The sequence below is a fragment of the Krasilnikovia sp. M28-CT-15 genome, from assembly GCF_047159595.1.
Lineage (GTDB): Bacteria > Actinomycetota > Actinomycetes > Mycobacteriales > Micromonosporaceae > Actinoplanes.
Genome location: NZ_BAAGAK010000001.1, coordinates 6,427,617 through 6,444,357 on the forward strand (window position 1 = coordinate 6,427,617; position 16,741 = coordinate 6,444,357).

The window sequence follows — 16,741 nt, forward strand, 5'->3', positions numbered from 1 at the left end:
CGCATGGCAGTCATCGAGCTCGGATACGTGGGCTCCGGCGGCGACGAGCTGCCGGAGCAGCCGCTGCGTCCGGCGCAGTGGGGCCGACGCCATCTGCGCCGCCTGACCGCGGCGCTGCTGGCCGCGTTGTGCCTGGTCACCACGACGGCGTCGGACCACCTGCCCGCGCCCCGTGGCCTGCGGGCGCAGTGGGACACCCTCTTCTTCCAGGGCGACATGTTCGCGGTGGCCCGGGACACCGTGGTGGTGCTGAGCGGCGGCGCGACCCAACGGCTCACCGGGTACGACCTCGCCCGAGGTACGCAACGCTGGTCCCGCGAGCTGGCTCACCCGGTGCCGTACCTGATCGCGACGCCCGGGTCCACCGTCGTGCTGCTGCCCAGCGAGGAGCACAGCGTGACCGCGCCGGACGGCGGGTTCACGCAGAGCTTCTTCACGCAGACCGAGGCGGTCGACGCGATCACCGGCGCGCGGCTGTGGCGGGCGCCGGGTGACGTCGCCGCGGCCAGCCTCGCCTATCTGCCGGCCGGAGGCGACCAGGTGCTGCTGGCGGACCATGCCGACGGCTCCGCCGAGGTGTCCCGGGTGCGTCTGGTCGGCACCCGCGACGGCCGGGAGCTGTGGCGCCGGGACACCCCGGGCGCCCAGCAGGTCACCACGATCGGCTCCGACCCGCAGCGGCCCGACCGGGTCGCCACGGTCACCAACGCCGGGCAGGTGCGCCTGCTGCGGCTCAGCGACGGCGCGGAGCTGGGCGGCGGGACGATCGCGGAACGCCCTTCCGGCTCACCCGGCGACAGGTACGTCAACCTGGAGTGGCATGGCCAGCAGCTGACCGTCCTGCAGGCCACCAACACCGGCGTGACCGTCACCGGGTACGGCGGGCAGCCGCTGGCGCAGCGGTGGCACGTCGACCAGCCCGATGCCGGGTACGCGTACGGCTGCGGGCCGGTGTGGTGCATGAGCACCGGCGACGCCCTCGTCGCCCGCGACTGGGACACCGGGCTCGAACGCTGGCGCGCACCGTTCAGCAACGCCACCCGTCCGATCGGCGACGACATGCTGGAGCTGGAAAACATCGACGGCGCGAGGTACACGATCCTGGACGCGGCCACCGGCCGGAGGATCGCGCGCCTTGACGACCAACCCGTGGCGGACGCTTCGGGCACGCAGATGCTGACGACTCGCCCCGCGGTGACCGTCGGCGGCCGGACCACGGTGGGCCGGGTGGACCTGCGTACCGGGGAGACGTTCATTCTCGGCACGATGGACGGGGTCTCCGACTACGGCTGCGTGGCGGTGCCGGATCTGCTCGTCTGCCACACGACCCATGATCGACTAACGGTCACTGCCGTCGGCTGAGTTCCGACTCCCCCGCGAGGCGGGCGGCCCGGTCGGCCTCGGCCAGCGCGTCCAGCACCCCGTCCAGTTCCCCGCCCAGAGCCAGGTCCAGGTTGTACGCGGTGTAGCCGATCCGGTGGTCCGTGATCCGGTTCTGCGGAAAGTTGTACGTGCGGATGCGCTCCGAGCGGTCCACCGTGCGCACCTGCGCCTTGCGCGCGTCCGAGGCGGCCGCGTCGGCCTCCTCCTGCGCCGCGGCCAGCAGTCGGGCGCGCAGGATCCGCATGGCCTGCTCGCGGTTCTGTAGCTGGCTCTTCTCGTTCTGGCAGCTCACCACGATGCCGGTGGGCAGGTGGGTGATGCGTACGGCCGAGTCGGTGGTGTTGACGGACTGCCCGCCGGGCCCGGAGGAACGGAACACGTCGACCCGGATGTCGCCCGCGTCGATCTGCACGTCGACGTCCTCGGCCTCGGGCAGCACGAGCACCCCGGCGGCGGAGGTGTGGATGCGCCCCTGCGACTCGGTGACCGGCACCCGCTGGACCCGGTGCACCCCGCCCTCCCACTTCAGGCGGGCCCAGACCCCGTGGCCGCCCTCGGGCATCCCCTTGGTCTTCACCGCCACGGAGACGTCCTTGACACCGCCCAGGTCGGACTCCTGGGCGTCGATGACCTCGACGACCCAGCCGCGGCGCTCGGCGTACCGGGTGTACATGCGCAGCAGGTCGCCCGCGAACAGGGCGGACTCCTGACCGCCCTCGCCCGCTTTGATCTCCAGGATGACGTCCTTGGCGTCGTGCGGGTCGCGCGGGATGAGCATCTCGCCGAGCCGCTCCTCCAGGGCGGGCAGCGTCGCCGCCACCGCGTCGGCCTCCCCGGCGAACGTGGGGTCCTCGGCGGCGAGTTCCCGGGCAGCCACGAGGTCGGCGCGGGCCGCCTCCAGCTCGGTGTGGGCGGCGTGCAGCGGGGCCAGTTCGGCGAAGCGGCGCCCGACCCGGCGCACCAGGGCCTGGTCGGCGTGGATGGCGGGGTCCTCCATCCGCTTCTCCAGCTCGGCGTACTCCTCGAGCAGGGTGGTCAGCCGGTCGTTGCTCACGCGTTCTCTCCCCACGCAGGTCCGCACACATGCGAACGGCGCCCGGCCCCGGATCCCCCGGGGCGGGCGCCGTCGGCGAAGCTACTTCTTCTTGCCCGCGTTGACCTTGGCGTACTTGGCCTGGAACTTCGCGACCCGGCCCGCGGTGTCCAGCACACGCTGCTTGCCCGTGTAGAACGGGTGGCAGGCGCTGCAGGTCTCGACGCGGATCTCGCCGCTCTTGACGGTGCTGCCGGTCGTGAAGGTGTTACCGCAGGAGCAGACGACCTCGGTCGCCTTGTACTCCGGGTGGATGCCGCTCTTCATGTCTGTCGGTCCCTCTCGATGGTGAGGTCGCCGGGTCGCCGTCGGCACCGCCCGCCCCGATGGGCGACGCGGCTCGGGCGTGAACCGGAACCTACTGCTGGCCGATGAACCAGTGTGCCATGCCGCCCGGGTTGATCAGAAATCAGGAGGCATCCGCCGGTCCGCCCTGCGCAACGCCGCACTCCCCCTCGCCATTCCCGATCAGCTGTCCGGGATCGCGGCGTCCCGGAGCACCGCCGCCACCTCCGGCACGTCCACTTCACCCTTGGCAACGGCCATGACGAGTTCGTACGCCTGTTCGTTCGTCAGGTCGGGTTGGCGTCCGGAGTTGAGACCGCAGAAGACCCAGCCCGCCGCCAGGGCCAGCCGCTTGTTGCCGTCCTGAAGCGGGTGGTTCTGGCAGACCGACACCAGCAGCGCCGCCGCCTTCTGCGCAAGGGTCGGGTACGGCTCGTGGCCGAACACTTCGGTCCGGGGCCGGTGGGCTGCCATGGACAGCAGTCCGATATCGCGGATCACGACCGGATCCGGTTGGAGCACCGCGGCCGCAATGTCGGCCAGGTCCTCCTCGTCGAGGTAGATCATGCACCCTCGCCGAGGCGCCGCAGTGCGTCGGCGAAGTTGGTCTTGACCAGCTCCACCTCACGCTTGATCATCGCCTTCTTGGTGTTCCGGGCCAGGTATTCCTCGGCGGCCTTCACCAGAAGGTTCTGCACGCTGGTCTGCTCGGTCGCGGCCTGGGTTCGCAGCCGCTCAGCCAGATCCTCGCTGGGCCGGAAGTTCATCGCCATGGCCACCACGGTACCAATCCAGTACCACGCGGTCGGGGAAACTTCTTGATCGAAAACCGGAGGCGTAAGCCCGGTGGCCGCCGCTAACGTGAGCGGCCCTCACCGCACCCCCTGCGGTGACCTCCCCGGAAGGACCCCCGTCATGACGCTGCTCGGTGACGTTCTCGACCTGGCCGAACTGGCCACCGCGGTCGGTAACGGACACGTGCGGATGCAGCGCCACCCGGAGCGTCCGTACGTGATCTACAACTACACCGAGGTCTGCCAGTACTCCGGCGCCTGGACCCCGGTGACCCTGGCCTGCCGCGGCCTGGTGGTGGACGAGTCGACCGGGCGGGTGCTGGCCCGGCCGTTCCCGAAGTTCTTCAACCACACCGAGTCGCACGCCCCGGCGCTGCGCGCGGACGCCCCGGTGGCCGTGACGGACAAGGCCGACGGAAGCCTCGGCGTGATCTTCCGCGACGGCGATTCGCTGGCGGTCGCCACCCGTGGCTCGTTCGCCTCGGACCAGGCGAAGCACGCCACCACGCTGCTGCGCAGCCGGTACCCGGGCTTCACGCCGCCGGACGGCCTGACCGTACTGGTCGAGATCGTGTACCCGGAGAACCGGATCGTGATCGACTACGGCGGCCTGAACGACCTGATCCTGCTCGGCGCGGTCGAGATCGCGACCGGCCGCACCCGCGGCCCGGCCGCGGTGCCGGGCTGGCCCGGCCCGGTGGTGGACACGTTCGGCTACGCGACCCTGGCGGAGGCCCTGGCGGCGCCGCCGCGGGCGGGCCGCGAGGGCCTGGTCGTGCACCTCACGGACACCGACGAGCGCGTGAAGATCAAGTACGACGAGTACGTCCGGCTGCACCGCCTGGTCACCGGCCTGACCCCGCGTACCGTCTGGGAGGTGCTGGCGGCGGGCGACGGCCTCGACGCGCTGACCGAGCCGCTGCCGGACGAGTTCCACGCGTGGGTGCGCGACGTGGCGGCCGAGCTGACCGCCGCGGTGGACGCGCTCATCGCCGAGGTCGAGGCCGAGTACGCGCGGATCGTCGCGGACCTGCCGCCGGGCTGGTCGCGGCGCGAGTTCGCGGCGCAGGCGGTGCGCAGCCCGCACCGCGGCGCCCTGTTCCTGCGCCTCGACGGCAAGGACTACCGTCCGGGCCTGTGGCAGGCGGTCCGCCCGGCCGGCGACCGGACTCCGCACGACGCGAGTGAGTGAGAAATGACGAGGCTGCTGATCACCCGGGGGCTGCCCGCCTCCGGCAAGACCACGTTCGCGCGCAAGCTGCAGCCGCAGGTCGTCCGGGTGAACCGGGACGACCTGCGGCGGATGCTGCACGGCGCGCGGCTGTTCACCCAGACCGCGGAGGCGCAGGTCACCCACGCCCAGCGCGCGGCCGTGGAGGCACTGTTGCGCGCCCGGGCCGACGTGGTCGTCGACGACACGAACCTGCGGGGCAAGACCGTGAAGGAGTGGGCGGAACTGGCCGCCCGCTTCAACGCGTCGTTCGAGGTGCACGACTTCACCGATGTGCCGCTGGACGAGTGCATCCGCCGCGACGGGGTCCGTGACGAGCAGGACCGGGTGGGCGAGGACGCCATCCGCCGGATGCACAAGCGCTACCTGGCCGGGCGCAACCTGCCGCTTCCGGTGCCCTTCGTGGAGCGCGGCGGCCCCGGCGTCGTGTACGAGCCGGACGGCACCCTGCCACCGGTGGTGCTGGTCGACATCGACGGCACGGTCGCGCTGATGGACGGGCGCAGCCCGTTCGACTGGAGCCGGGTCGGTGAGGACATGCCGAACGAGGCGGTCATCGCGGCCGTCCGGGCGATGCATGCCGCGGGCAACGCGATCGTCTTCTGCTCCGGCCGCGACGCGGTGTGCCGGGCGGAGACCGAGGCGTGGCTGGCGCTGTACGTGGGAGTGCCGTACGAGGCGCTGTTCATGCGGCCGGAAGGCGACAACCGCAAGGACTCGCTCGTCAAGCGCGAGATCTTCGACACCGAGATCCGGGACCGCTGGCGGGTGGTCGGCGTCTTCGACGACCGGCAGCAGGTGGTCCGCATGTGGCGGGAGCTGGGCCTGACGGTGTTCCAGGTGGCCGAGGGAGACTTCTGAGTTGTGAAGTACCCGCGGACCTTCCACCTGCCCGATTCCCCGGGTGCCACCACCGACGACCGGATCCAGGAGGATCTGTCCTGGTTGGACGGTGAGCTGGTGGTGACGGAGAAGCTGGACGGGGGAAACCTCACCTTCACGCGCGACGCCATGTACGCCCGCTCACCGGACTCCGGCACCCATCCGTGGGACCGGCCCGCGAAGGCGTTGTGGGCGATGACCTCGCACCGCATTCCGGACCACTGGCGGGTGTGCGGGGAGTCGATGTGGGCGCGGCGCAGCATTGCGTACACGGATCTGCCGGGGGTGTTCATCGTCTTCGGCATCTGGGACGAGACGGACACGCTGCTGGGCTGGGACGACACTGTGGACTGGGCGCAGCGCCTGGAACTGCCCGTGGTGCCGGTGCTGTACCGCGGGGGCAGCCTGCGCGAGGCCCGGGCAGCGTGGGCGGGCATGCGCGACCCCGACACCTCGGAGGGCTTCGTGGTGCGCAGCGCGGGCCGCATCCCCGCCGCCGAGTTCGACGTCAAGGTCCTCAAATGGGTACGGGCGGACCACGTGCGCACCGAGGCGTCGTGGCGGCACCGCGACGACTTCGCGGTCAACGGCTTCGCCTGACCCGATCCCGCTCAGCTCGCGTGCGGGCAGCCGCGGGTGCCGTCGCGGGCCAGCGACGCCGCCTCCTCGTCGAGATAGAACGCGGGTCGCAGATCCATCTCGGCGTAGTAGCGGTGGAAGACCGGGGTGAGCGCGCCGGACATGGGCGGCACGATCCACGTCCAGTCCGCGGGCACCGCCCTGCCGGCCTTTTCCTCGTTGCGCAGATGCGCCACGAATCGGGCCGACTCGGTGTGGTGGTCACTCATCTTGACCCCGGCCCGCTCGAACGAGAACAGCACGGCCCGGTTGAGTTCCACCAGCGCCCGGTCGCGCCACAGCGTCGACTCCCGGCTGACGTCGAGGCCGATCCGGTCCGCCACCGTGGGCAGCAGGTCGTACCGGTCCGCGTCGGCGAGGTTGCGGGCGCCGACCTCCGTGCTCATGTACCAGCCGTTGAACGGGGCCAGCGGGTACTGCACCCCGCCGACGGTGAGCCGCATGTTGGCGATCGCGGGGACGGCGTGCCAGCGCAGCCCCAGCTCCGCGAACCAGCCGTACTCGGGGTGGGACAGCGGCACTTCCAGCACGGCACGATCGGGCAGCTCGTACAGGCGGACCCCCTCGGCGGGGGTCTCGATCGCCAGCGGCAGCACGTCGAACGCCTCACCCTTGCCGTGCCAGCCGAAGCCCTGCATCGCGGCGGTGAAGCCGGCCTGCCGCGGGTCGCCGACGCAGCCGCCGTCCCGCTGGCGGTATCCGGCGTACCGGATGAGCTGTTCGTTCCACACCCGGGCGTACGGCTGGCCCGGCTGTGCGGCGGCGAAGACGCTGATCACCGGCCGGATCGCGCCGGGCACCTTCTGCGGTTCCGTGCCTCGCCCGGCGCCTCCGGCGAACTGGAGATGAGCCACCAGCAGGGAGAAGATCTCGTCGGCGGTACGGGCGCGACGGCGGTCCAGCACGGCCAGGCTGCGCCAGTACAGCCGTCCGATGCACCGGCTGGCGTTGCGCCACGCCATCTTCGCCCCGTACGTCAGCTCGTCCGTGGTGTGCACGTAGCTGCCGGTGGCCGCGATCTGGGCGCGCACGACGGCCAGGCGGGGTTCCACCGGGCCCAGTCGCGGGTTCTCGGTGTAGCAGCGGCGCAGGAAGTCCTCGGCCTCGCTCGGGTCGACGGGCGCGATCCGGTCCCACGCATCGGTTGGTTGGTCCCGGTAGCCGGGCACGTTCATCGGCGCCTCCCACGAATCAACTCCGGGAGGTTCGCACGTAGGACGGACCGCTGAACAGGACAGGATTCCATCCTTTTGCCGCGAACGGGACGTGCAACTTGCAGCAGGGGCGACGGCGTCAGACAGCCTGTGCGACGTTGATGTGTCACGCAATCGACAAGCCTGTTACGCGAAGGGAGCGGCCACCCCGTCGGGGTGACCGCTCCCTTGTGTCCAGCCCGGCTACTCGCCCGGGGTCGACTTCGCGATCTGCATGAGGAACTCGATGTTCGTCCGGGTCTGCTTGAGCCGGTCGAGCAACAGGTCCAGAGCGGCCGAGGATTCCAGCGAGGAGAAGACCTTGCGGAGCTTGTGCACGATGGCCAGCTCCTCCTTGCCCAGCAGGATCTCCTCCTTGCGGGTGCCCGAGGCCGACACGTCGACCGCCGGGAACGTCCGCTTGTCCGCGATCTTGCGGTCGAGCTTCAGCTCGGCGTTACCCGTGCCCTTGAACTCCTCGAAGATCACCGTGTCCATCATCGAGCCGGTCTCGACCAGCGCGGTCGCCAGGATGGTCAGCGAGCCGCCGTTCTCGATGTTGCGGGCCGCGCCGAGGAACCGCTTCGGCGGGTACAACGCGGTCGAGTCGATACCACCGGACATGATCCGGCCGCTGGCCGGCGCCGCCAGGTTGTACGACCGCCCGAGACGGGTCACCGAGTCGAGCAGCACGACCACGTCGTGGCCCAGCTCCACCAGGCGCTTGGCCCGCTCGATGGCCAGCTCCGCGACCGTGGTGTGGTCGGACGGCGGCCGGTCGAACGTCGCGGCGATGACCTCGCCCTTGACCGAGCGCTGCATGTCCGTGACCTCTTCGGGCCGCTCGTCGACCAGCACAACCATGAGGTGGCACTCGGGGTTGTTGCGGGTGATCGCGTTCGCGAGCGCCTGCAGCACCATCGTCTTACCGGCCTTCGGCGGCGAGACGATCAGCGCGCGCTGACCCTTGCCGATCGGCATGACCAGGTCGATGACCCGGGTGGTGAGGATGTGCGGCTCGGTCTCGAGGCGCAGGCGTTCCTGCGGGTACAGCGGCGTGAGCTTGTAGAACTCGGGCCGCCGCCGGGCCTCCTCCGGCTCCATGCCGTTGATGGTGTCCAGCCGCACGAGCGGGTTGTACTTGTCCCGGCGTTGCGCGTCGCCCTCGCGGGCGGTCGCGCGCACCGCGCCGGTCACCGCGTCGCCGCGGCGCAGCCCGTGCTTCTTGACCTGCGACATCGACACGTACACGTCGTTCGGGCCGGACAGGTATCCGGTGGTGCGGACGAACGCGTAGTTGTCCAGCACGTCGAGGATGCCCGCCACCGGCACGAGGACGTCGTCCTCGGCGACGTGCGGCTCGCGGCCGCCGTCACGCTGGCCCTCGCCGGAGTCCCGGTCGCCGCGACCCCGCCGCCGGTCGCGGAAGCGGCTGCGGCGGCTACGCCGTCCGCCCTCGCCACCCTCGTTATCCTCGTCGGAGTCGTGGGACTCGTTGCGCGGGCCACGCTCGCCCCGCTCGTTACCCTCGCCCCGCTGGTTGCGCTGGCGGTCACGGTTGCGCGGCTCGCGCTCGGGCCGGTCGCCCCGGTCCCCACGCTCGCCCTCGGCACGGCCGTCGGTCTGCGCGGGCTCGCGGCCGCCCTGGTCGCCGCCGGAGCCGGACTCGCGGCGCCGCCGGCCCCCGTCACCCTCGGTGGCGGGCTCCGCCGTCGCGGGCTGGGCGGTCGCGGACTGAGCGGTCGCGGACTGAGCAGTCGCAGACTGAGCGGTCGCAGACTGGGCGGACGCAGACTGGGCGGTCGCGGTCTTGGCAGCGGCGGCGGCCGGCTGGGACTCGGCCTGCCGGGTCGCCGCGGTGGCCGCAGGCTCAGCGCCGCCGGAAGCGGCCGGGCGCTGCTCGGAACGCTCCGCCGGGGCCTCGGCGGTCTTGGCCCCGTTCGTGGCCCGCTGGCGGGGCGTGGCACCGCCCTGGGTGCCCGCGGCCGCGGTGCCCCCAGTCTGGGCGGCCCCAGTCTGGGCGGCCCCAGTCTGGGCGGCCCCACTCTGGGCGGCCCCGCTCTGGGCGGCCCCACTCTGGGCGGCCCCGCTGCCCTGGCGCTCCGTGATGGCAGCGATCAGCTCGCCTTTGCGCATGCGGGCGGTGCCGGAGATGCCGAGGGAGGCGGCGAGGCTCTGCAGCTCGGGCAGCAGCATCGCGGACAGCCCCGTGCCGCCGCGGCGGCGACGAGCGGTGACCGTGGTGCTGGTGGCGTCGTCAGCGACGTCAGAAACACCCGACGTCACGTCGGTGGTGTCGCTCAATGGATTCCTTCCGTCGAAAAAAGCCAAGACCACCCGGGTCTGCAGCCTGGTGGCCGGGTGCCCTCGGAACCCGCTTCGCGTGAGCGGCGCGGGAGTTTTGCAGCACGGCAGCTCGACGGTGTCCCGACCCGTCGAACGGTGACGGGTAGGTCTCGGCGAGTGCACCGATCTGGAGACTGCTGCTCGACGTGTGCCTTGATGAGAAATGAGACCGGCAAGATCGCCGACAGCCTCGGGGGTGCGCGCCGAACCGCAGAGATCGCTTGCTTCGCGGCTGTGCTAGGTCTTGAGCGTAGTCAACTCGTGCGACCTGCGGCAACAGGGCCCCGCTCGGCGTGTTCCACCATACCCCCTCTGGCAAGAGCACCGCCGCCATCCACGCCCAGCGTCTCGGCGCGCCACGCCGAGCCGGGATGGAAGTCCTCCGGCACCGGGGTCAGCGCCAGCACGCTGGGCCCGGCGCCGCTCACCACCGCCGCCACCCCGGCGGCCCGCAGCCCGGCGACCAGCGACGCCGTACCCGGCATCGCCGGTGCACGAAAGCCCTGGTGAAGCCGGTCCTCGGTGGCCGGGAAGAGCAGCTCCGGCGCCGCGGTCAGCGCGTGCACCAGCAGCGCCGAGCGGGCGGCGTTGAACGCGGCGTCCGCGTGCGGAACCTGCGGCGGCAGCGCGGCCCGCGCCGTCGCGGTCAGCCCGCGTTCGGCCGGCACGAAAACCGTCGGACATACGCCCTCGGCGGTCTCCAGCCGCACCGCCCGGGCTCCGGCCGCCTCTGTCCAGGCGATCGTGAAACCGCCGAGCAGGCAGGGCGCCACGTTGTCCGGGTGGCCCTCCAGCCGCGCCGCCACCCGCAGCGCCGCTGCGTCGTCCAGCCGGTCGGCACCGTCCGTGACCAGGGCGCGAGCCAGCAGCACACCGCCCACGATCGCGGCGGACGACGAGCCCAGGCCGCGCGCCTGGGGAATGCGGTTGACGCAGTGCACCGCCACCCCGGCGGGGCGCGCACCCAGCTCGTCGAACGCGGCCAGCATCGCGCGGACCACCAGGTGCCGTTCGTCGGTGGGCAGCTCGCCCGCGCCTTCGCCGGTGACCGTGACCGTGAATGTGTCGCCGGTCACGGTTGCGCTCAGATCGTCGTGCAGACCGAGCGCGAGACCCAGCGCGTCGAAGCCCGGGCCCAGGTTGGCGCTGGTCGCCGGCGTGCGTACCCGCACCGGCTCGGAGACGAAGGTCGGTACCATCGCTCCAGCCTAGGTGGTGATCATCGACGCCGATGACCCGCACGCGCCGGAATGTCGCCGCCACCCACTACGGTCGGGCGCCATGAACGCCATGTTCCTCTTCAACGTCGTCGTCGGACACGTGCCGCTGCTGGCCGTTCTGGTGTTCGGGTTCGCCCGACTGGCGGCGCACCGTGCCCGTTTGGGCCACCGCACCACCACGCTGGCCCGGGCCGGTCTCGGGGTGCTGGCGCTCGTCATGGCGCTGGAGATGGTCTGGTCCGCCTTGTTCCCCGTCCTGCTGGGGCAGTCCTACCTGACCCCCACGCAGTACGGCGTGGCCTCATTCGGTGTCGGGATGGTGCTGAGCGTGGCCGGGGCGACCGGCATCGGCCTGCTGGTGGCCGCGGTGATCGCCCGAAGCGGCCAGGGTGGCGCGGAGGCCGCCGGGGACGGGCTCGGCAGGCCCGTCGCCGAGCCGCCACCGGACCCCTACACCCGGGTCAGCTGACCGGCCAGGAGGAACGGTCCATCACCTGCGCCGTGGAAACAGGCCCGGCCGTCAGCTGCCCGTCCTGCCCGGCCCGTCCGTCAGTTCCGCCGTCGGGGCCGGGCTCAGCGAGAGCCGGCGGGTGGCGACGCGCCAGCCGAGCGCGTACGTCAGGGTGATCAGGCCGCAACCGGCGAGGATCGCCTGCTCGCTGACCTGGTCGACCACCACGGCCGCGCCCAGCTGGCTCACCGCGATGGCCAGCGTCGCCAGCATCATGTCCGTGGCGAATACCCGGCCGCGCAGCCGGTCCGGCACCTCGCCCTGCAGCGCGTAGTTGGACAGCACCCAGTTCGTGCCGCCCGCGAAGTGCGCGACGAACACCAACACCAGCACCAGCCAGAACCACGGCGCCACGGACACGCCGAGGTAGCCGAGTCCGTACAGGCTCATCGACAGGGCCAGGCCGGGCAGCAGCCAGCTGCGGTGGCCCAGCACCCGGCGCATCAGCAGCGGACCGACCAGCGCGCCCGCGCCGCGTACCGCGAACAGCAGGCCGGTGCCCAGCGGGCCGGCGCCGTACAGCACGGCCAGCAGCGGAAACACCGTGAGGACCCCGTTTCCGAGGCCCACCGCGGACTTCACCGTGACCAGGGCCCGGATCCGCGGCCGGGCGCCGATGTAGCGCAGTGCCTCGACCAGCGCGGGCCAGGCCCGCGGCGGCGGCCCGGCCGCGCGCGCGGCCTGCAGCGGGCGGCGGATCAGCGCGGTCAGCAACGCCGCCAGCGCCAGGCTCACGACGGCCACGGCGAAGCTCACGTACGGGCCGAACAGGGTGCTGAACACACCCCCGAGCGAGGCACCGACGATGGTCATCGTGCCCCAGGCGGATCCGGCGACCGCGTTGGCGGCGGCCAGGTCGTCAGGGTCGACGACGTTGGGCAGCGCCGCGGACGCCGCGGGCGAGTAGAACGCCTTGGCGACCGCCACCGCCCCCACGGCGACCAGGGCCAGCGGGGCGGTCGCCGCGGAGCGGACCGCGAACAGCAGCAGGGTCGCGGCGAGCGCGGCCAGGTTGGCGGCCACCAGGATGACCCGCCGGTCGATCCGGTCGGCGACGGTCCCGGTGTACGGCAGCAACAGCGCGTTGATCCCCGTGTCGGCGGCCAGCACGAGCGCGCCCCACACCCCGCTGCCCGTGAGCTGCGGGAGCAGCACGAGCAGGGGCACCATGACGAACCAGTCGGAGCCGAACACGACAAGCTCGGCGCCGAACAGGCGGCGGAAGTCCCGGTTGCGGGTAAGGACCGACAGCGAACTGGCCACGTTCGCGAACCTACCGGCCGCGCCCCGGAAGGAGCGCGGCCGGTGGGTACGGTCAGGCGGGCGGCGCCTCCGGGCGGCGCGGCATCTTCAGCACCTCGAACTGGTCCGTGTACCCGCGCAGCGCACCCCCGGGCTGGGGGGCGTCCGCCGGCCGGGCCGCTTCGGACGGGGTCGCCTCGGAGTGCACCGGCTCGGGGGCCTCGTGCGCCCCACCGCGGGAGTCCGGCGTCTGCGCACCCCGGTCCGGGGCGGATTCGTCGGCGGCGTGCCGCGGAGCGTCTCCGCCCGCCTTGCGCAGCCGCCGCTGTTCCCGCTTGGCCCGCGACCGCTCCTTGCGGTTCTCGACCATCGTGTACAGCGTCGGCACCAGCACCAGCGTCAGCAACGTGGAGCTGACCAGGCCACCGATGACCACGATGGCCAGCGGCTGGGAGATGAACGCACCCTCCCCGGTCAGGCCCAGCGCCATCGGCAGCAGCGCGAAGATGGTGGCGATGGCGGTCATCAGGATCGGCCGCAGCCGGTGCCGGCCACCCTCGATCACCGCTTCCTGCACTCCCATGCCCGCGTGGCGGTAATGGTTGACGAGGTCCATCAGCACGATGGCGTTGGTGACCACGATGCCCACGAGCATGAGTACGCCGATCAGGGCGGGCACGCCCAGCGGCGTACCGGTGATCAGCAGCAGGATGATGGCGCCGGTGGCCGCGAACGGGATCGACACCAGCAGGATCAACGGCTGCACGAGGCTGCGCAGCGTCGCCACCATGATGATGAAGACGATCGCGATGGCCGCCAGCACGGCGAGGCCGAGGTCGGCGAACGCGTCCGCCTGCTGCTCGCTGACACCGCCGATCTCCTTCGACGCACCCGAAGGCAGGGTCAGCGCGTCCAGCTTCTTGGTCAGCTCCCGGGTCGTCGCACCGACGTCGGAGCCGGTGGCCGTGCCGGTGACCGTGGCACTGCGGTTCCCGTCGATCCGGGTGACCTCCTCGGGACCGGAGGCCTCCTTGACGTCCGCGACGCTGTCCAGCTGCACGACGCCCTTGGCGGTGGGCAGCGGCAGCTTGCGCAGCGCGTCGGCGCTCGTGGGCGGCGTACCCAGGGAGATCACGACGTTCTGGGTCGCGCTGTCGACCGTGATCTGCCCGGCGGGCGCCGGGCGGAACGCACCGGCCACGGTACGGGCGATCTCGGCCTCGGTGAGCCCGGCCCGGGCGGCGGCCGCCCGGTCGACCGTGACGTCGAGCCGCGGCACGCTGGCCGCGAGGTTGGTGCCGACGTCGGTGACCCCCGGGGTGGCCGCCATCGCCTGCCGCACCTGCTCGGTCGCGGTGGCCAGCACGGCCGGGTCGGTGGCCTTGACGATCACGGACAGCTGATTGGCGTTGAAGCCGGAGCCGCTGTCGCCGCCGACGGTGATCTCCCCGATGCCGGACATGCCGTCGAGCTTCGTCCGCAGCTCATCGGAGACCACCTCGGCGTCGGCGTCCGGGTCGAGTCGCACGATGAAGTTCGCACCGCTGGCGTCGGAGGCACCCGCGAACGGGTTGAAGGTCCCGTTGCCGACCGTCACCTGGTAGGTCTCGACGTCCGCGCGCTGCTCCAGCACGGCCTCGACCTGCCGGGCCGCCGCGTCGGTGGCCGCCAGGCTGGTGCCCGCGGGCAGCTGCTGGCTGATCATGATGGTGTCCTGGCCGGACTCGTCGATGAAGTTCGTCTCCAGCTTCGAGCCCAGCCCCAGCGTGCCCACGAGGATCAGCACGCCGATGAGGACGGTGGTCCACCGCCGGTGGGTGGCGAAGCGGATCACCGGCAGGTACGTGCGCTGCAGCGGGCTGCGCTTCTCCTTCTCCTCGGCGGCCTGGCGCACCTCGGGGGACTCGTTGCCGCCCCCCGCCGGGCGCAGGAACCAGTACGCGAACACCGGGATGATGGTCAGCGACACCAGCAGCGAGGCCAGCAGCGCGACCGTGACCGTGATGGCGAACGGCGCGAACAGCTGCCCCACGAACCCGCCGACCAGGGCGATCGGCGCGAACACCGCGACCGTGGTCAACGTGGAGGCGGTCACCGCCCCGGCGACCTCCTTCACCGCCGTGGTGATGGCGTGCACCTTCTGCTCGCCGTACCCCAGATGTCGTTTGATGTTCTCCAGTACGACGATCGAGTCGTCCACGACCCGGCCCACCGCGATGGTCAGCGCCCCGAGGGTGAGCAGGTTGAGCGAGTAGTCGCCGACCCACAGTGCGATCAGCGCGACCAGCACGGACAGCGGGATGGAGACCGCGGTGACCAGCGTGGAACGCACGGAGAGCAGGAAGACCAGGATGACGATGACCGCCATGAACAGGCCGAGCAGGCCCTCGGTGGTGAGGCTCTTGATGGACTTCTCGACGAACGGGGCCTGGTCGCTGATGACGGTGAGCTTCGCCCCGGAGTTCTTCTCCAGGTCGTCGAGTTTGGCCCGGACCTCGTCGGAGATCAGCACGGGGTTGCCGTCGGGCGCCGCGGTGACCTCGATGCCGAGGCTGTCGACCCCGTCGGTGCGGGTGTACGAGGTGGCCGTGGCCAGCGTGCTCTCGACCGTGGCGACGTCACCGAGCTTGACCGGGCCACGGCTGCCGGTGAGGTAGAGGTTGCGGAGCTGGTCCACCGACGTGATCGGGGTGCCGACCTGGACGCTCAGCGAGCGGCTGGCGTCGGTGACCGCACCGGCCGGCACGGAGACGCCGTTGGCCTGCAGGATCGTGACCAGCGACGCCGGGTTGACTCCGGCGGCGGCCATCTTGGCCTGGTTCGGGGTGATGACGACCTGCTGCTGGCGGCCGCCGGTGACATTCACCGTACGGACGCCCTCGATGGCATTGAGCTCCGGGACGACGTCGGAGTTCAGGCGGTTCGCCAGGGCGGCCTGGTTCGTGCCGCCGGAGGCGGCCAGCACGATCGCGGGAATGTCGTCCGTGCTGCCCGCGAAGATGGTCGGTTCGACGCCGGCGGGCAGCGTGGGCTGGATCCGGTTGACAGACGTCGTGAGCTGGTTGATCGCGCTGTCCAGGTCGGTGCCGAACGCGAACATGACCTGGATGGTGGCCGAGCCCTGGCGGGTGGTGGAGGTGAGACTCTCCAGACCGTCGGCGCCCTTGACGGCGTCCTCGATGGGCCGGGTGACCTGCTCCTCGATGATCTCCGGGCTGGCGCCGGGCAGGGTGGCGCCGATGAACGCGCCCGGAAACTCCAGCGAGGGCAGCAGCTGCTGCTTGAGCGACGGGATGGCGTACACACCGAAGCCGGTGACCACGAGGGCGACCAGCGCTACGAGGACGCGGTTGGCAAGGCTGAGCCGGGTCAGCAAGGACATGGTTCCCCCGAAAAGGTTCGGCCAATGCATATAGTTTGCCCGACGCGAACAAACGATTTTCGGCGGGGAGGTGGCGTGGCGGACAACGAGCAGCTCATAGCCGAAATCATGGCGGCCGAGCAGCGGATGCAGCACCTGTTCGCGTATGACCGGTCGGATCCGCTGTTCGCGTCCCAGCTGACCCTGCCCCAACTGAAGATCATGATGCTGCTGCGGCGCCTCGGCGAGACGTCCGGGCGGGAACTGGCCGGACTGCTCGGCGTGAGCCTGGCCACGCTGAGCGGCATGATGGACCGGCTCGTGATGCACGACCTGGCGGCCCGCCACGAGGATCCGCACGACCGCCGGGTCCGCCGGATCAGCCTCACCCCGGGCGGCACCGAACTGATCGAGAGCATCATCACCGCGGGCGCCGAGCGCCTGCGCCGCCTGCTGCGCCGCCTCGACACCACGGAACTGCGCCTGGTCCGCGACGCGATGAGCGTCCTGGTCCGGGCGGCCGCCGAGGAGTCCGACGCGCCCCCGTCCCCCTGACGGGAA

General features: G+C 71.6%; 15 protein-coding genes. 6 read left to right on the forward strand and 9 right to left on the reverse strand.

What is annotated here, in order from left to right; translation table 11 throughout:
• The first annotated feature begins 3 nt into the window (after positions 1-3).
• The gene (locus ACMCNO_RS29405) at positions 4-1,362 is read left to right on the forward strand and encodes a PQQ-binding-like beta-propeller repeat protein (protein WP_412752680.1); all 1,359 of its coding nucleotides are present in this window, start codon (positions 4-6) and stop codon (positions 1,360-1,362) included.
• Here ACMCNO_RS29405 and prfA read toward each other — a convergent pair.
• The 4 genes from prfA to ACMCNO_RS29425 form a co-directional block, all read right to left on the reverse strand.
• The gene (prfA, locus tag ACMCNO_RS29410; protein WP_412752681.1) at positions 1,346-2,437 is read right to left on the reverse strand and encodes a peptide chain release factor 1; all 1,092 of its coding nucleotides are present in this window, start codon (positions 2,435-2,437) and stop codon (positions 1,346-1,348) included. The two genes, ACMCNO_RS29405 and prfA, sit on opposite strands and share 17 nt — an antisense overlap.
• 81 nt (positions 2,438-2,518) lie before the next feature.
• Entirely contained in the window at positions 2,519-2,743 is a 225-nt protein-coding gene (rpmE, locus tag ACMCNO_RS29415) for a 50S ribosomal protein L31 (protein ID WP_412752682.1), read from the reverse strand.
• A 201-nt stretch (positions 2,744-2,944) separates the two neighbouring features.
• The gene (locus tag ACMCNO_RS29420; RefSeq protein ID WP_412752683.1) at positions 2,945-3,328 is read right to left on the reverse strand and encodes a type II toxin-antitoxin system death-on-curing family toxin; all 384 of its coding nucleotides are present in this window, start codon (positions 3,326-3,328) and stop codon (positions 2,945-2,947) included.
• A complete protein-coding gene (locus ACMCNO_RS29425) occupies positions 3,325-3,534 on the reverse strand; it encodes a hypothetical protein (RefSeq protein ID WP_412752684.1) in 210 nt (69 codons plus the stop codon). Before ACMCNO_RS29425 ends, ACMCNO_RS29420 begins: the two co-directional genes overlap by 4 nt.
• 142 nt (positions 3,535-3,676) lie before the next feature.
• On the opposite strand from ACMCNO_RS29425, the gene ACMCNO_RS29430 reads away from it, so the two are divergent.
• The 3 genes from ACMCNO_RS29430 to ACMCNO_RS29440 are packed head-to-tail and all read left to right on the forward strand — an operon-like array spanning position 3,677 to position 6,268.
• A complete protein-coding gene (locus ACMCNO_RS29430) occupies positions 3,677-4,747 on the forward strand; it encodes an RNA ligase (protein WP_412752685.1) in 1,071 nt (356 codons plus the stop codon).
• A 3-nt stretch (positions 4,748-4,750) separates the two neighbouring features.
• A complete protein-coding gene (locus ACMCNO_RS29435; RefSeq protein WP_412752686.1) occupies positions 4,751-5,647 on the forward strand; it encodes an AAA family ATPase in 897 nt (298 codons plus the stop codon).
• A 3-nt stretch (positions 5,648-5,650) separates the two neighbouring features.
• A complete protein-coding gene (locus ACMCNO_RS29440) occupies positions 5,651-6,268 on the forward strand; it encodes an RNA ligase family protein (RefSeq protein ID WP_412752687.1) in 618 nt (205 codons plus the stop codon).
• Between the two features lie 11 nt (positions 6,269-6,279).
• On the opposite strand, the gene ACMCNO_RS29445 is transcribed toward ACMCNO_RS29440, so the two are convergent.
• The 3 genes from ACMCNO_RS29445 to thrB all read right to left on the reverse strand — a co-directional run bounded on the left by ACMCNO_RS29445 (position 6,280) and on the right by thrB (position 11,045).
• Positions 6,280-7,482, reverse strand: a complete 1,203-nt coding sequence (locus ACMCNO_RS29445; RefSeq protein WP_412752688.1) for a nitric oxide synthase oxygenase — start codon at positions 7,480-7,482, stop codon at positions 6,280-6,282.
• 222 nt (positions 7,483-7,704) lie between these two features.
• Positions 7,705-9,804 carry a transcription termination factor Rho gene (gene rho / locus ACMCNO_RS29450; protein ID WP_412752689.1) on the reverse strand — a complete coding sequence of 700 codons (2,100 nt, stop codon included), beginning with the start codon at positions 9,802-9,804 and terminating at the stop codon, positions 7,705-7,707.
• Between the two features lie 296 nt (positions 9,805-10,100).
• Entirely contained in the window at positions 10,101-11,045 is a 945-nt protein-coding gene (gene thrB / locus ACMCNO_RS29455) for a homoserine kinase (RefSeq protein ID WP_412752690.1), read from the reverse strand.
• Positions 11,046-11,127: 82 nt separating this feature from the next.
• On the opposite strand from thrB, the gene ACMCNO_RS29460 reads away from it, so the two are divergent.
• On the forward strand, positions 11,128-11,535 hold the full coding sequence (locus ACMCNO_RS29460; protein WP_412752691.1) for a hypothetical protein: 408 nt from the start codon (positions 11,128-11,130) through the stop codon (positions 11,533-11,535).
• Positions 11,536-11,586: 51 nt separating this feature from the next.
• Here ACMCNO_RS29460 and ACMCNO_RS29465 read toward each other — a convergent pair whose 3' ends face one another.
• Positions 11,587-12,840: an MFS transporter gene (locus tag ACMCNO_RS29465; protein WP_412752692.1), complete on the reverse strand. Its 1,254-nt coding sequence runs from the start codon at positions 12,838-12,840 to the stop codon at positions 11,587-11,589.
• Between the two features lie 52 nt (positions 12,841-12,892).
• Entirely contained in the window at positions 12,893-16,201 is a 3,309-nt protein-coding gene (locus ACMCNO_RS29470) for an efflux RND transporter permease subunit (protein WP_412752693.1), read from the reverse strand.
• Between the two features lie 75 nt (positions 16,202-16,276).
• Here ACMCNO_RS29470 and ACMCNO_RS29475 point away from each other — a divergent pair, with 75 nt between their 5' ends.
• On the forward strand, positions 16,277-16,735 hold the full coding sequence (locus ACMCNO_RS29475) for a MarR family winged helix-turn-helix transcriptional regulator (RefSeq protein ID WP_412752694.1): 459 nt from the start codon (positions 16,277-16,279) through the stop codon (positions 16,733-16,735).
• The last annotated feature ends 6 nt before the right edge of the window (positions 16,736-16,741 follow it).

Coding starts and splice junctions, on each gene's coding strand:
- thrB (WP_412752690.1), bottom strand. CDS start 11,045: ATGGTACCGACCTTCGTCTCCGAGCCGGTGCGGGTACGCACGCCGGCG.
- ACMCNO_RS29470 (WP_412752693.1), bottom strand. CDS start 16,201: ATGTCCTTGCTGACCCGGCTCAGCCTTGCCAACCGCGTCCTCGTAGCG.
- ACMCNO_RS29460 (WP_412752691.1), top strand. CDS start 11,128: ATGAACGCCATGTTCCTCTTCAACGTCGTCGTCGGACACGTGCCGCTG.
- rpmE (WP_412752682.1), bottom strand. CDS start 2,743: ATGAAGAGCGGCATCCACCCGGAGTACAAGGCGACCGAGGTCGTCTGC.
- ACMCNO_RS29425 (WP_412752684.1), bottom strand. CDS start 3,534: ATGGCGATGAACTTCCGGCCCAGCGAGGATCTGGCTGAGCGGCTGCGA.
- ACMCNO_RS29445 (WP_412752688.1), bottom strand. CDS start 7,482: ATGAACGTGCCCGGCTACCGGGACCAACCAACCGATGCGTGGGACCGG.
- ACMCNO_RS29420 (WP_412752683.1), bottom strand. CDS start 3,328: ATGATCTACCTCGACGAGGAGGACCTGGCCGACATTGCGGCCGCGGTG.
- ACMCNO_RS29430 (WP_412752685.1), top strand. CDS start 3,677: ATGACGCTGCTCGGTGACGTTCTCGACCTGGCCGAACTGGCCACCGCG.
- ACMCNO_RS29405 (WP_412752680.1), top strand. CDS start 4: ATGGCAGTCATCGAGCTCGGATACGTGGGCTCCGGCGGCGACGAGCTG.
- ACMCNO_RS29435 (WP_412752686.1), top strand. CDS start 4,751: ATGACGAGGCTGCTGATCACCCGGGGGCTGCCCGCCTCCGGCAAGACC.